The sequence below is a fragment of the Pseudomonas retamae genome, from assembly GCF_043496865.1.
Taxonomy (GTDB): Bacteria; Pseudomonadota; Gammaproteobacteria; order Pseudomonadales; family Pseudomonadaceae; genus Aquipseudomonas; species Aquipseudomonas retamae.
On the sequence record NZ_JBIEIL010000006.1, the window covers coordinates 198,584 to 212,929 of the forward strand.

The window sequence follows — 14,346 nt, forward strand, 5'->3', positions numbered from 1 at the left end:
TTGCCTGGGGCCCCTGAGGTTTTCTTTAAGACACGGGTCGGAAACCCGCCGGACCTTGTTAGCGGACAGGTGCCCAGCTTAGTGAACAGGTGAACCGGGTGAATACACAGTTCACCAGTGCAATTGCACAAGCTGGTGGGAGGTCGCCGGGCCCCTGAGCATTTCTGAATGACACGGAGCATAAAACCCTCGCGATCTTGGTAGTGGCTGATTTTTCTACATTGGGTGACAGGTTGACCCGGTGGACAGCGCGGCGCGTGCGTTATCAGCAACACAAAGGGTCATCATTACCGATCCGGTAACGATGACCCTTTTTCAGCCGAATTCTTTCAATTTCAATGACTGAAATTTCAGTAACTTTGGAAACCTCCCACTAACTCAATCACGCGGGTTTCCGACCCCGTGTCCTTTAGATAGTCCCAGGGTCCCCGGCGGCTTTCTGGCGACTGATTGCTTTCCGCCATGCTGCAGCTAACCTCCATCACTGCTAGCCATCGCGATTTCCGCCAGTACGGCACACATGGTTAGAACTCTTGAGTCATTACCGATCCGACACACGGAAGCGAGGACTAGCAAATGCCATCATTTATCGTGAATAGAAACGTTCAAGCAAATGGCGACTACGAAGTGCACAACACGACGACTGGCTGTCAGTTCATGCCGTTGCCTGCCAATCAGGCATCGCTGGGAAGTCATACATCGTGCGCTGGTGCTGTAAGCGCCGCTCGAGCGGCTAACCCCACCCTAAGGATTAATGGTTGTTACTATTGCTGCAATCCTTGCCACACCAGCTAGATTCTCGACTACCGATAGGGGATTTTTAGCCTGTATCTGAGATTGTGCGATCATAGGGCCAAGCAAGCTGTATCCCTACGTGTATCCCGAACCGTGAAATCTGGCTGTAGGCCACGGATTACATGGAAGACTACAGTCTCCCTCGACACCAAAATTAAGAAAGGTCTTGCTTTGCAAGGCCTTTTTTTTCGTCTGCATTAAAGTGGACGCGCAACGCTGAAGGCTCACCACCGCGCGGGTCGCACGTGACATGCACGGACTCAGGTGTCGGAGTCGTTTGCAGGCTCAGCCTGAGCACTTCCCCCAAACAACCGCGCCGCCATCGCCCGCCCCCGCTCCAGCCCCTCCTCCGTCAGCCAAACCGATTTATTCCTGTTGACCGGATCACTGATCAAACCCTGCTCGTGCAAACGGCTCATGATCTCGAAGTCATACCCTTTCCAGGTATGGCCGCGGTCGGAGGCGTAAGCCGCCAGGAGGGCAAGAACGGCGTCGTCGATCAATTTTTCGTCGTATTCCATGGTAGTTACTCCACTGATGTTCAGCCGCTCTAATCAAAGCGCCACAACAAAATGAATGTCAACGCTGCACCAGCGGCTCGTATAATCACGCCCGTGCTACAGGCCTACCGGCTGCATCTTCGTGTGCGCATCGGTTCCAAGTCCTTCATTCAAACTGACAAGACACCCCATGGAAACCTCACTGGAAACCATCGCCCTCTTCTCCCTCAAACTCGCCTACGAGGAGGACGGCTTGAGCCCGATTCTGCGTGATGACATGGTCATGGGTGATTACCAGAAGGACATTTTCGAGCTGTTGGTCAAGCGCGGCGATGTGCAGGCGATTCAGTTCAAGATGAGTGAATGCCTGAGCCTGGCGATGGATGCGTTGGGTGGGGTTGAGAAGCCGTTGGGGCGGGAGTTGAGCAAGTTGTCGGCGCAGTTGTGTCAGGCGCAATCGCTGGAGCAGTTGGGGCAGCCGCTGCTCGCGATCAAGGGGTACTTGCGCGACATTCTTTGAATGCCACGCGGGCATTGCTGGAGAAAACATCCCGGTATTTCTTCTGATCAGCGGCGCGCCGTCCATGACAGAGAAGGCATGGCGCGACGCTACTATTTTGCTATCTTGCCGTCCACTCTCTACTGACGCTCCCAGTCGTCGTCTCTCTGTCTCGTGGAAAGAAGGAAAATTCGATGGATGCTTTGTTGTGTGCAGGGGTCATGGCTGCCATGTGGTTTTGGGTCGTGCGGCAGCGTGGGAACTGGAATCTGCTGCTGGCGAACCTTGCCGGGGCTGGCAGTGCCGTGGTGGCGGGCATTGTCTTCACGCTGATTTATGACGGGCTGTTCGGCACTACCATGGCAACGCCGGGACTGCATGGCAGCCTGGTGAGTTTCATGACCAGCGCCGGCGTCCTCGCGGGGGTGTGGTTGTGGATGGCCAAGCGGCGACAGCCAGCGCATCCGGTTGCCCGGCAACTGCTCGCGGGGGGCTGTGGTTTCGCTGTGGGGATGGTCACTCTGGTGTTTCTGGCGGCGAATTATTTTCCGCAACCGTAACCGGACGGCGCACCTATTTTGCTATCTTGCCGGCCATCTTGGCACACACCGTCGATGAGTGCCGTTTCAGGTTATGAAGGTTCAAGGGAAAGGATCAAATGGAGTTTCTGCGTTTTCTGGCGTTTGTCGCGGTCTGGGGTTTGATGTGGCGCTGGGTGGTGAAGAACCGCGGTAGCTGGAATATTTTCTACAGCAACATCGTTGGCGCGGCGGGCGGTTTCATTGTCGGGTTGGTGGTGTTGTCGATCACGCTGTCGCTGTTTCCTTCTGCGTATAAAGACGAGCAGCCCGAGAGCGTCGTGGCGCAAAACGTCGAGCCGACCTCCGTGCTGCCTGAAGCCGAGGCGGTCACGCCCGCCACCGAGTTGAAAGATGCGCCGGCTTTTGCGGCCATCGAGCCGGACGACGCGCCGTCCCCTGCCGACTCGGCGTTGTTGCCGAACTACGCCAGCCGGGCGCCAAAAACCATGGCGGTGCAGACGGTGCTCAATCAAAGCGACTATGAGGGTCGCATGGCCCTGGCCGCGCTGAACAAGAAATTGCGCGGCGACGAACAGGCCGACAAGTCGATGATCGCCTATGTGATGTGCAGCCCGTTCGTGACCAGCACCCTGCGCTATCCCGCTTCGGCGCGTTTTGCCGATAGCAAAGCGCTGGTCAGCCATCGCTTCAAGAACCAGGTTTACACCTTCAGCAACAGCGTCACCGCGCGCAACATGAATGGCGACGATGTCACCTACCGTTTCGATTGCTCTGTGCAAGAGCAGCCACGGGTTGACGCGACGGCTGGCGAATGGCGCTTGCTGGCGCTGAAAGTACAAAAAGCCGCCTCTTAAGCCTCGCTTAAGCGCTCAAGGCGCCGGCTGCGTTATCATCGCCAGCCTGTGCGCCTTGAGCTTTGCCCTTCGATGTCTCGACACCTGACCGATCCCTCCTTGCTGCCGCCGGTGCTGGCCGGCCCGCTGTTGCGCCGTCTGCAGCCAACGCGGTTAGTCATGTGGCTGGTCGGCAGCCGTGAACTGGCGTTGACCTTGCGCCTGCAAGGTGTAGGAGACATTCCCCTCGATGCCGGGAAATGCACGGTCATTCCCGTAGGCCGTCACGCGTTTGTTCACCTGATTGATGTTGCCCTCGACAGCGCCCTGCCCTGCGATACGCGTATCGACTATGACCTGCTGATTGATGACACCGCGGGTGTTGCCGACTGGGCGCCGCATCTGCTGTATGGCGAGGCGACGAGCCCGAATTTCGTCCTGCGCGCTCGGATCGATCAGTTGCTGCATGGTTCCTGTCGCAAGCCGCATCACGCGGCCACCGATGGTCTGCTTTGCGTTGATCAGTTGCTGGCTGAGGAAACCGATCCGCAGCAACGCCCGGCGCTGCTGATGATGAGCGGCGATCAGGTCTACGCCGACGATGTCGCCGGGCCGATGCTGCGGGCGATTCATGCGTTGATCGAACGGCTCGGCCTGTTCGACGAGCACCTCGAAGGCGCGGTGGTCAGCGACAGCGCCAAGCTTTACGAACACCCGGCCAGCTACTATCACCGCGCGGATTTGTTACCGGCGCTGGAGAGCAACGAGACGTTGCGCGAGCGATTTTTCGGCGGTGCGCGTAAGCCGATTTTCACCAGCAGCAGCGCCGACAATCATCTGGTGACCTTCGCCGAAGTCATGGCGATGTACCTGCTGGTGTGGTCGCCGACGCCGTGGTCGCTGATCAATCCGCAGGCACCGACGCTGACGCCGCCGCGCCTGAAGCGCTACCGCCTCGAACAGACGCGCATTGATGCCTTCAAGGCCGGCCTGGGCAACGTCGCCCGGGCACTGGCGCATCTGCCGAGTCTGATGATTTTCGACGACCACGACATCACCGATGACTGGAACCTGTCCGCGCAGTGGGAAGAAACCGCCTACGGCCATCCGTTTTCCAAGCGCATCATCGGCAATGCGCTGATCGCTTATCTGTTGTGCCAAGGCTGGGGCAACAATCCCGATGCGTTCAAGGACGTATTGGCCAAGACCCGACAGCTGAGCGCCAGCGGTGATGACGGTTACCTTGACCAACCAGTGCAGGACGATTTGATTGATCAGTTGCTGCGCTTTCAGCAGTGGCACTTCGTTCTGCCGAGCAGCCCGGCACTGGTAGTAATCGACACGCGCACGCGACGCTGGCGCAGTGAAATGGCGCTCAAGCAACCTTCGGGTTTGCTCGATTGGGAAGCGCTGAGCGAACTGCAGCAGGAATTGCTCGATCACCCGTCGGCGATCATCGTTTCCCCGGCACCGATCTTTGGCGTGAAGCTCATCGAGACTGTGCAAAAGGTCTTCAGCTGGTGCGGTTATCCGCTGTTGGTCGATGCGGAAAACTGGATGGCCCATCGCGGCGCCGCGCAAGTGATCCTGAACATTTTCCGCCACTCGCGCACACCGGGTAACTACGTGGTGCTGTCAGGTGATGTGCATTATTCGTTCGTCTACGAAGTACTGATCCGCCATCGCAAGGCCGGCCCACGCATCTGGCAGATCACCAGCAGCGGCATCAAGAACGAATTCCCGCCGACCCTGCTGGAATGGTTCGACCGCCTCAACCGCTGGCTCTACTCGCCGCGCTCGCCGTTGAACTGGTTCACCAAGCGCCGGCAGATGCGCATCGTGCCGTACACGCCCGAACATGCCGAGGCCGGGGAACGGTTGTGGAATTCGGCGGGGATCGGCCAGGTGTTTTTCAATGAACAGGGGCAGCCGAGCGAGATTTTTCAGCACAATTCGAATGGGGCGGTGAAGACGCGAATGTTGGCGCCGGAGTTAGGGGACGATTTGGCTTGACGCCTTATCTATTTCCTACAGCGAGTAGGCCGCGGAACGACAAGACGAGGGCTTCGCACGACAGGCACGGCAGAGAAGGATTACAGGCTTCTCAGAAACGTCTCGATAAATACTGAGCGATACTGAATGCAGTCGCAAAGCCCTTCTGCGAAACAACCACTGGTAGGTATCGCCTTGTCATCCTGTACTCATTTCTGTACGTTCTCTGCATCCAGCGAGGACTTCACTATGCAAACCATCAACTACACAACCGCCCGTGCGCACTTGGCCGAGACGATGGACCGTGTCAATGAAGACCGTGCGCCTCTACTGGTTACCCGGCAGAAAGGGGAACCTGTTGTGATGATGTCCCTGTCCGATTACAACGCGCTAGAAGAAACAGCCTATTTGCTGCGCTCACCTGCCAACGCCGAGCGCTTGATGAAGTCCATCAACGAGCTGCGTGCCGGCAAAGCCGAAGCCAGGCAACTGATTGAAGAATGAAAATCCAGTTCACGCCCACAGGCTGGGAAGACTATTTGTGGTTTCAACAGAACGACAAGGCCGGACTCAAGCGCATCAATCTCCTGATCAAAGCGATCAAGCGCGAACCATTTGAGGGCGTCGGAAAGCCAGAGGCGCTCAAGCACAACATGAGCGGCCTCTGGTCTCGCCGGATAACTGCGGAGCATCGTCTGGTTTACATGATTGAGGACGGCGAGGTGTGCGTCATCAGTTGTAGATACCACTATTGAGCAGGCGCTAAATCACTATTCAGTGCTCGCCCAACCCCTCTGACAATCATCCCCACCTCCCGTTCATCAATCGTCAACGGTGGCAGCAGCCGTATCGTCTTGCCGCGGGTGACGTTGATCAACAAGCCATGATCCCGTGCGGCAATCAGGGTCAGGTCGCGCACCGGTTGTTTCAGCTCTATGCCGATCATCAGTCCCTGTCCGCGAATCGCCAGCACATTGGGGTTGTCGGCAAGCTCTGCGCGTAACCGGGTCAACAGGCGCTCGCCTTGTACCCGCGCGTTGTCCAGCAAACCTTGCTCTTCGATGATGTCCAGCACGGTGCAGGCGACCCGGCAGGCCAGCGGGTTGCCGCCGAAGGTGCTGCCGTGGCTGCCGGGGGTGAACAGGTCGGCCGCGCGGCCACGTGCCAGGCATGCGCCGATCGGCACGCCATTGCCGAGGCCTTTGGCCAGGGTCATGACGTCGGGAACGATGCCTTCGTGTTGGAAGGCGAACCACTGCCCGGTGCGGCCCATGCCGGTCTGGATTTCATCGAGCATCAGCAGCCACGCGTGGCGATTGCATTGATCGCGCAGAGCTTTGAGATAACCGGGCGGCGCGACCTGCACGCCGCTTTCGCCCTGAATCGGCTCGACCAGAATCGCCACGATGCGCTCGCCGTGTAGGCGCTGCACCTGCTCCAGCGCGGCGAGATCGCCGAACGGCACTTTGACGAAATCCCCCGGCAGTTCGTTGAAGCCCAGGCGCACCGCCGGGCCGTCGCTGGCCGACAAGGTGCCGAGGGTGCGGCCATGAAACGCATTGGCCATGACCACCACCAGCGGCTGTTCGATCCCCTTGCGCCAGCCATACAAACGCGCGAGTTTCAGCGCGGTTTCATTGGCTTCGGCACCAGAGTTGTTGAAGAACGCGCGCTCCATGCCGGCCAACCGGGTCAGGCGTCTGGCCAGCTGTTGCTGCCAATCGATGCTGTACAGGTTGGAGGTGTGCAGCAGCAATCCCGCCTGTTCGCTGATCGCCGCGACAATGCGCGGATGCGAGTGGCCGACGTTGGTCACCGCCACCCCAGCCACCGCATCCAGATATTCACGACCGGCCTGATCCCACAGGCGAGTGCCCAGGCCTTTGGTGAAGCTCAGGGCCAGTGGTTGATAGGTGTTCATCAGCGCGGCGGTCATGACGTGAAACTCCATTGCAGGTCGGTGTTTTTGCAGTATGGTTAGCCACCTGAGCTGGATAAACTCGGAAAAACTTCAATCATTTAAAAGCCGGGCTTGATAATGGATTTGTTCCAGTCGATGAGCGTGTACGTCAAAGTCGTCGAAGGCGGGAGCATGACCGCGGCCGCTTTGCAGAGCGACATGTCGACGACCATGGTCGGCAATCATCTGCGTGCGCTGGAGCAACGGCTCGGCGTGCAATTGCTGCAGCGCACCACCCGCCGCCAGCGGCTCACCGAGTTCGGCAGCGTTTACTACCAGCGCTGCCTGGACGTGCTCGGTCTGGTCGCCGACTCCGAGCGCCTTGCCGAACAGGCGCTCGACGAGCCACGCGGCTTGCTGCGCATTGCCGCGCCGCTGACCTTTGGCGTCGAACGCCTGACCCCGGCGCTCAGCGAATACGCCCTGCTGTATCCGCAAGTGAAACTGGACGTGGTACTGACCAACGGCCGCCCGGACCTGCTGGAGAATGGCCTCGATGTCGCGTTTCGGCTGGGCAGTTTCGATGAGTCTTCCAACCTGATCGCCCGCCCCTTGATCGACTACACCCTGACGGTCTGCGCCTCGCCGGATTACATCGCGAGACGCGGCATGCCGCACACGCCACAGGACTTGCAGCAACACGACTGCCTGTCCTTCGCCTACCCTGCCGGGGATGACTGGCAATCAGTGGAAAAACGCTGGCGCCTCAGCGGCCCGGAGGGCGAAGTCCTCGTCGACGTGAGCGGGCCGCTGCTGATCAACAGTTCCGCCGGTCTGCACCAGGCCGCGCGCAACGGCATGGGCATCATGATGCTGCCCGATGCACTGGTCGAACAGGACCTGCGCGAAGGCAAACTGGTCAAGGTGGTCGCCGATTACCCGCCACCGAGTCGGCCGATGCATTTGCTGTATGCGCCGGACCGTTATCGTTTGCCGAAGCTGAGAAGGTTCGTCGAATTTGCGATGCGCACGTGGGGGAAACCTGACGCAGGGCGCTCAACAATCGAAAGCTGAAAAGGACTTTAATCCATGCAGACCACGCTCAACGTTCGCAACTTGCGTCCCGATGAAACAGAGTCGGCACGGCTGTTTCTCGGCAAACATGGCTGGCGCCATCGCACCGGCGATGCCGAGTCGTTCGCTCGCTTGATCGGCAATTCGCAACGCAGTGCCATCGCCCTGCTCGACGATCAGATCGTCGGCTTCGCCCGCGGCATCACTGACGAAATCTCCAATGGCTACCTGTCGATGGTGGTGGTTGATGCTCAGCATCAACGCCAGGGCATTGGCCGGGCGCTGGTTGAGCATCTGATGGGCAACAACCCTGACATCACCTGGGTACTGCGTGCGGGACGCGAGGGCGCGGAAGCCTTTTTCGCCAGCCTCGGCTTCGAAACTTCGGTGATTGCCATGGAACGTCCGCGCCTGAAATAACGATGGCAGGGAAAAAACCCGACCACCAGCCCGTTGCTCCGTGACAACGTCGCCCCGCTCCCCTAAATTAGTCGGCCTGAAAAAGCCCTGGGCTTGTTCGTCTCCATTCAAGTTAAAAGTAGTGAAATTTCAATGTCCGATTTCAACACCGCTGAATCCGTAGTCACCCAGTCGTCCAAAGCGGAATACGAAAACTCCATCAATCTTTCACAACATCTGCCACAAGCCAAAATCATCAGCGAGATGGTCCTCGACGCGTTCCAGTCGACCCGCGAGAGCGACCAGATCCGCGAACTGCGTGCCGCGATTCGTCAGGCTCACGACAGCTTCGATGACGACAAGGCCTACGAACTGATGGGCGAACTCAAAGCGCTGAAAGACGCCGAGGCTGCGGACCTCGCCGCGCTGGAAGACCTGAGCAGCAAGTTTTCGATCGGGCGCATTCTGTCCAGCTTCAAGGACGATCCGGCGTTTCAGGAAATCGTTTATGGCCTCGCGCTGAAAGTGCTGAACCAGACCCACCAGGCGATCAGCAATCCGGGCGGCGGCAAGGGCAAGGCTGCGAAGAAGAAAGAAGTCGAAATCTTCACCATCAGCAAGGACGGCGCCAGCGTGACCCTGCCGCTGCGCACGCCGCGTTCGCGTCTGAATGTGGATCGTGAAGCGTTGGAGTTCCTTGGTTTCACCTTCGTCGGTGAAGGCGATGAAGCCGAGCTGGAAAGCGAAACCTTCCTGGATAACGCCGGGACGGAACAGGCTGTGAACCGCAAGAACATCATTACTGCGTTGCAGCAGAAGACGGCGTTTGAGGGGTACAGCATCGCGGCGCAGTAAGCCGCAGAGTGCTTGTGAAGAAGCCCCGTGCTGAGTGATCAGGCGGGGCTTTTTTTCGGCTGGGGATTGGCGGTGTTACTTGGATTGTAGCCCCTCACCCCAGCCCTCTCCCGAGGGAGAGGGAGCTAAATTGTGTAGGTTCAACAAGCCGCGTTCACTGAACATCTCAAGTTGACGCAGGTTCAGAGAACGACTCGGTCAGTCCCCTCTCCCTCCGGGAGAGGGTTAGGGTGAGGGAAACAGGCGCCACAGATCTCAAGCCGAAGCATGCAGCGCCGCAATCATGTCCACTTCAATCGCCGCATTCTTCGGCAACTGATACACGCCAATGGTGGTGCGCGTATGCCGCCCGGCATCGCCCAGCACATGGCTGAACACATCCGAAGCTCCGTTCGCCACTTCGCTCAGGTCGACGAAATCAGCCGTCGACTTCACATACACCGTGACCCGCAACAACGCGCGGATCTTGTCCAGCGACCCCACCGCATCGACGATCAGCGCCAGGCAACGCATGGCGCTGATGCTCGCAGCGGCTTGCGCGTCCTTGAGGGTCAACTCCAGCCCGACCCGACCCGGATAGAGAATCTTGCCACTGACCCGCGGCACCATCCCGCTGATGTATAGCTCATCGTGATGCCGAATCAGCGGCGCGTAATTGCCACCGGCGGTGTTCTCGCCATAGATGTCGTAGTTCAGTTCTTCGGCCAGGGCGATAAAACGCTCATCGCAGGTCATCCGTTCGGTCATTGCGCCCAGCCTTTTGATCGGTGCAGGTTGAGACAGTTGGGCACCGGAAAATGTATGGAGCTATCACTGTCATGGTTGGATCCAAATCTAGGTCTTTTACCGAGAGCCCGCAACCGCAAACCTCTGATGGAATTCAGTGGCAGGGATATTCGCGAGCAGGCTCGCTCCCACATTTGTTCTGCGTCGCCACCCCTTCAAGTCTAAACATGCAAGCGAGCCTGCTCGCGAATGGTGCCACCTCGAACCAGCATAATGCAGCCAACAAAAAACCCCGCACATCTCTCAATGTGCGGGGTTTTTCGTGAAGCCTGTAAACCTTACGGCGCGTACGTCAGCAGCAGCTCGCTTGGCACCTTGAAGTCCAGGGACATCATGACGCTCAGCGCGGTGATGGTGAAGATCGAGAACACGAACAGCTTGCGTGCCCAGACCGTGTCATCGACTGCCTTGTAGCCGGTCCAGGCCATGTACAGCCAGTACATGCCCATGGCCGCGGCGACGGCGAGGTAGCTCATGCCGGCGTAGCCGCTGAAGGTCAGCATCAGGGTCGCTACGAGGAACGCCAGGATGTAGAGCAGGATGTGCTTCTTCGCCACTTGAATCCCGCGCTTCACTGGCAGCACCGGAATCGAGGCGGCCAGGTAATCGTTGAAGCGGAAAATCGCGATGGCGTAGGAATGCGGCATCTGCCACAGGCTGAACATCACCAGCAGGGTCAGCGCGGCCATGTCGAAGCTGTTGGTTACGGCGACGTAACCGATCACTGGCGGCATGGCGCCCGACAGACTGCCCACCAGCGTGCCGTGAACCGACTTGCGCTTGAGGTACAGGCTGTAGAAGCCGACGTAGATGATGAAGCCGATTACTGCGAACAAGGCAGCCAACGGGTTGGCCACCTTGTACAACAAGGCAACGCCGAGAACACCCAGAATGGTCGCGTACACCAGTGCCAGTTTCAGGGAGATCAAGCCCTGGACCAGCACGCGGTTCTTGGTGCGTTCCATCTTCAGGTCGATGTCGCGGTCGATGCAGTTGTTGAACACGCAACCGGAGGCCACGACGAGGGAAGTACCGATCATGGCGGCCAGAAACACCGCCAGATCGACATGCCCTTTCGAGGCCAGGAAGAACCCGCCTGCCACAGAAAGCACGTTACCGAAAATGATCCCCGGTTTGGTGATTTGGATAAAGTGCTTGAGCGACATCGGGTCTACCTCACTTCGCCATCATGTACGTGTGGATGCTGAACATGATCCACAGCGACAGGCCAACCAGCAGCACGATCACAATCGCCGTGAAGACGAAGGCGATCACGTTGTTGCGCTGAGCAATGGAACGGTCCAGGTGCAGGAAGTAATACAGGTGAACGATCACCTGGATCACTGCGAACAACAGCACGATTGCCAGCGTCGTCGCCTTCGGCAGGCTCGGGTACATCACCAGGCCGAACGGGATGACGGTCAGGATCACCGACAGGATGAAGCCGATGGCGTACGACTTAACGCTGCCGTGGCCAGCATCATGGCTGTCATGGGAGTGTGCATTAGCCATTACAGAGTCCCCATCAGGTAAACAACGGTGAATACGCAGATCCACACCACGTCCAGGAAGTGCCAGAACAGGCTCAGGCAGCTCAGACGGGTCTTGTTGGTCGCCGTCAGGCCGTGCTTGTTGACCTGGTACATCATCACGCCCATCCAGATCAGACCGGCCGAAACGTGCAGACCGTGAGTACCGACCAGGGTGAAGAACGCCGACAGGAAGCCCGAACGGCTAGGACCGAAGCCCTCGGAGATCAGCAGGTGGAACTCGTTGATCTCCATGGCGATAAAGCCCGCGCCGAGCAGGAAGGTCATGAACAACCAGCCCAGGACCGCCTGCTTCTTGCCTTTGTACAACGCCAGCATGGCGAAGCCGTAGGTGATCGAACTGAACAACAGCAGAGCGGTTTCGCCCAGCACGTAAGGCAGTTCGAAGATGTCGTGGCCCGACGGGCCACCGGCAACGTTGTTTACCAGTACTGCGTACACCGCGAAGATCGACGCAAACAGAATGCAGTCGGTCATCAGGTAGAGCCAGAAACCGTATACGGTCATCTCGCCCGAGTCGTGGTGATGGTCATCGTGCCCATGGTCACCATGGGCGTGTCCAACATTGGTCACTAAGTTCGACATGGTTTAAGCCTGTTCCAACGAGGTTTCAACACGGGTGGCACCGGCCGGGATTTTCCCTGCCGCGACCAGACGCTTGTGCTGCTCGGCTTCGATACGCTCGATCGTTTCAACCGGAACCATATAGCCCTGGTCGTCACGTGCAGCGTGGATCACGAAGTAGATGACGGTGCCGGCCAGGCTGGCGATCGCCAACCACCAGATGTGCCAGATCATCGCGAAACCGAAGACGGTCAACAGTGCGCCCATCACCACGCCAGTGGCGGTGTTGTTCGGCATGTGGATCGGCTCGTACTTGGCCGGACGCTGGTACGCAGTACCGTTTTCCTTGGCTTCAGTGAACGGGTCGATGCAGTCAGCCTTAGGCAGCACAGCAAAGTTGTAGAACGGTGGTGGCGACGAGGTCGACCATTCCAGGGTGTGTGCATTCCACGGGTCACCGTGATCGCAAACGTTCTCTGGCTTGTTGCGGTCACGCACACTGACGTACAGCTGGATCAGTTGGCAGGCGATACCGACAGCGATCATCACCGCACCGAACATGGCAACGTACAGGTACGGTACCCACTCAGGGTTGGTGGTGGCGTTCAGACGACGGGTCATGCCCATGAAGCCCAGTGCATAGAGCGGCATGAACGCGACGAAGAAGCCCGAGATCCAGAACCAGAACGCTGCTTTACCCCAGCCTTCGTGCAGCTTGAAGCCGAACGCTTTCGGGAAGTAGAACGCGAAACCAGCGATGTAACCGAATACCGCACCGCCGATGATCACGTTGTGGAAGTGCGCGATCACGAACAGGCTGTTGTGCAGCACGAAGTCAGCACCCGGGATGGCCAGCAGTACGCCGGTCATGCCGCCGATGGCGAAGGTCACCATGAAGCCCAGGGTCCACATCACCTGGCTGGTGAAACGCAGACGGCCCTGGTAGATGGTGAACAGCCAGTTGAACAGTTTCACACCCGTCGGGATGGAAATCAGCATCGTCGCCAGACCGAAGAAGGCGTTGACGCTCGCACCCGAACCCATGGTGAAGAAGTGGTGCAGCCAGACCATGAAGCCCAGTACCGAGATCGCGCCCGAAGCGTAGATCATCGAGTGGTGGCCGAACAGTTTCTTGCCGGTGAAGGCCGAGATCACTTCCGAGAAGATGCCGAAGGCCGGCAGGATCAGGATGTAAACCTCAGGGTGGCCCCAGGCCCAGAACAGGTTGACGTACATCATTGGATTGCCACCAAGTTCATTGGTGAAAATGTGGAAATCCATGTAACGGTCAAGGGTCAGCAGTGCCAGGGTCGCGGTCAGGATCGGGAACGAAGCCACGATCAGAACGTTGGCCCAGGTGCAGGTCCAGGTGAAGATCGGCATGTCCATCAGTTTCATGCCAGGGGTACGCATTTTCAGTACGGTCGCGAGGAAGTTGACCCCCGTTAGCGTCGTACCCAATCCGGACAGCTGCAGCGCCCAGATGTAGTAGTCCATCCCCACGCCAGGGCTGTATTGCAGACCCGACAGCGGTGGATAGGCGACCCAACCGGTCTTGGCGAATTCGCCGACGCCCAGCGACAGGTTGATCAGCACAACGCCGGACACCAGCAGCCAGAAGCTCAGGGAGTTCAGGAACGGGAACGCCACGTCACGCGCGCCGATCTGCAGCGGCACTGCAAGGTTCATCAGGCCGGTGAAGAATGGCATCGCCATGAAGATGATCATGATCACACCGTGAGCGGTGAAGATCTGGTCATAGTGTTCAGGTGGCAGGTAGCCAGGCGAACCCTCGGTGGCCATGGCCAACTGGGTACGCATCATGATCGCGTCGGCAAAACCGCGCAGCAGCATGACCATGGCGACGATGATGTACATCACGCCGATTTTCTTGTGGTCGACCGACGTCAGCCACTCGGTCCACAGGTACGTCCACTTCTTGAAGTAAGTGATCGCAGCGAACAGCGCCAGACCACCGAGGGCGATCATGGCGATGGTCACCATCACGATCGGCTCGTGGAATGGGACTGCTTCCCAACTTAATTTACCAAACATCG

The 14,346-nt window shown here is 58.5% G+C and carries 16 protein-coding genes; 9 read left to right on the plus strand and 7 right to left on the minus strand.

Going from position 1 to position 14,346, the window contains the following annotated elements:
- Positions 1 to 1,055: 1,055 nt before the first annotated feature.
- On the minus strand, positions 1,056 to 1,316 hold the full coding sequence (locus ACGSLL_RS14260; RefSeq protein WP_394506771.1) for a DUF6429 family protein: 261 nt from the start codon (positions 1,314 to 1,316) through the stop codon (positions 1,056 to 1,058).
- Positions 1,317 to 1,485: 169 nt separating this feature from the next.
- Between ACGSLL_RS14260 and ACGSLL_RS14265 the strand changes: the two genes are divergently transcribed.
- The 6 genes from ACGSLL_RS14265 to ACGSLL_RS14290 all read left to right on the plus strand — a co-directional run bounded on the left by ACGSLL_RS14265 (position 1,486) and on the right by ACGSLL_RS14290 (position 5,916).
- Positions 1,486 to 1,815 carry a hypothetical protein gene (locus ACGSLL_RS14265; RefSeq protein WP_394506773.1) on the plus strand — a complete coding sequence of 110 codons (330 nt, stop codon included), beginning with the start codon at positions 1,486 to 1,488 and terminating at the stop codon, positions 1,813 to 1,815.
- Positions 1,816 to 1,988: 173 nt separating this feature from the next.
- Complete coding sequence (locus tag ACGSLL_RS14270; protein ID WP_394506775.1) at positions 1,989 to 2,354, plus strand: hypothetical protein; 366 nt, start codon at positions 1,989 to 1,991, stop codon at positions 2,352 to 2,354.
- 98 nt (positions 2,355 to 2,452) lie between these two features.
- A complete protein-coding gene (locus tag ACGSLL_RS14275) occupies positions 2,453 to 3,190 on the plus strand; it encodes a hypothetical protein (protein ID WP_394506777.1) in 738 nt (245 codons plus the stop codon).
- A gap of 72 nt (positions 3,191 to 3,262) precedes the next feature.
- Positions 3,263 to 5,182, plus strand: coding sequence for an alkaline phosphatase D family protein (locus ACGSLL_RS14280; RefSeq protein WP_394506779.1), 1,920 nt, complete (start codon positions 3,263 to 3,265; stop codon positions 5,180 to 5,182).
- A gap of 228 nt (positions 5,183 to 5,410) precedes the next feature.
- Positions 5,411 to 5,665: a type II toxin-antitoxin system prevent-host-death family antitoxin gene (locus tag ACGSLL_RS14285; protein ID WP_394506781.1), complete on the plus strand. Its 255-nt coding sequence runs from the start codon at positions 5,411 to 5,413 to the stop codon at positions 5,663 to 5,665.
- On the plus strand, positions 5,662 to 5,916 hold the full coding sequence (locus ACGSLL_RS14290; RefSeq protein ID WP_203419411.1) for a Txe/YoeB family addiction module toxin: 255 nt from the start codon (positions 5,662 to 5,664) through the stop codon (positions 5,914 to 5,916). Before ACGSLL_RS14285 ends, ACGSLL_RS14290 begins: the two co-directional genes overlap by 4 nt.
- Here the strand turns inward: ACGSLL_RS14290 and ACGSLL_RS14295 are convergent.
- Entirely contained in the window at positions 5,910 to 7,097 is a 1,188-nt protein-coding gene (locus ACGSLL_RS14295; RefSeq protein ID WP_394506783.1) for an aspartate aminotransferase family protein, read from the minus strand. The two genes, ACGSLL_RS14290 and ACGSLL_RS14295, sit on opposite strands and share 7 nt — an antisense overlap.
- Positions 7,098 to 7,199: 102 nt before the next feature.
- Between ACGSLL_RS14295 and ACGSLL_RS14300 the strand changes: the two genes are divergently transcribed.
- From ACGSLL_RS14300 to ACGSLL_RS14310, 3 genes are all read left to right on the plus strand, one after another.
- Positions 7,200 to 8,135, plus strand: coding sequence for a LysR family transcriptional regulator (locus ACGSLL_RS14300; RefSeq protein ID WP_394506785.1), 936 nt, complete (start codon positions 7,200 to 7,202; stop codon positions 8,133 to 8,135).
- A 15-nt stretch (positions 8,136 to 8,150) separates the two neighbouring features.
- Positions 8,151 to 8,555, plus strand: a complete 405-nt coding sequence (locus ACGSLL_RS14305; protein ID WP_394506787.1) for a GNAT family N-acetyltransferase — start codon at positions 8,151 to 8,153, stop codon at positions 8,553 to 8,555.
- Between the two features lie 132 nt (positions 8,556 to 8,687).
- Positions 8,688 to 9,389, plus strand: a complete 702-nt coding sequence (locus ACGSLL_RS14310; RefSeq protein ID WP_394506789.1) for a hypothetical protein — start codon at positions 8,688 to 8,690, stop codon at positions 9,387 to 9,389.
- Positions 9,390 to 9,644: 255 nt separating this feature from the next.
- Here ACGSLL_RS14310 and ACGSLL_RS14315 read toward each other — a convergent pair whose 3' ends face one another.
- The 5 genes from ACGSLL_RS14315 to cyoB form a co-directional block, all read right to left on the minus strand.
- Positions 9,645 to 10,136, minus strand: a complete 492-nt coding sequence (locus ACGSLL_RS14315) for a RidA family protein (RefSeq protein WP_394506791.1) — start codon at positions 10,134 to 10,136, stop codon at positions 9,645 to 9,647.
- A gap of 317 nt (positions 10,137 to 10,453) precedes the next feature.
- On the minus strand, positions 10,454 to 11,341 hold the full coding sequence (gene cyoE / locus ACGSLL_RS14320; RefSeq protein ID WP_090286075.1) for a heme o synthase: 888 nt from the start codon (positions 11,339 to 11,341) through the stop codon (positions 10,454 to 10,456).
- A 10-nt stretch (positions 11,342 to 11,351) separates the two neighbouring features.
- Positions 11,352 to 11,687: a cytochrome o ubiquinol oxidase subunit IV gene (cyoD, locus tag ACGSLL_RS14325; protein WP_007916940.1), complete on the minus strand. Its 336-nt coding sequence runs from the start codon at positions 11,685 to 11,687 to the stop codon at positions 11,352 to 11,354.
- Complete coding sequence (gene cyoC, locus ACGSLL_RS14330) at positions 11,687 to 12,310, minus strand: cytochrome o ubiquinol oxidase subunit III (RefSeq protein WP_090286077.1); 624 nt, start codon at positions 12,308 to 12,310, stop codon at positions 11,687 to 11,689. Before cyoC ends, cyoD begins: the two co-directional genes overlap by 1 nt.
- A 3-nt stretch (positions 12,311 to 12,313) precedes the next feature.
- Entirely contained in the window at positions 12,314 to 14,344 is a 2,031-nt protein-coding gene (cyoB, locus tag ACGSLL_RS14335; protein WP_103304511.1) for a cytochrome o ubiquinol oxidase subunit I, read from the minus strand.
- Positions 14,345 to 14,346 lie beyond the last annotated feature (2 nt).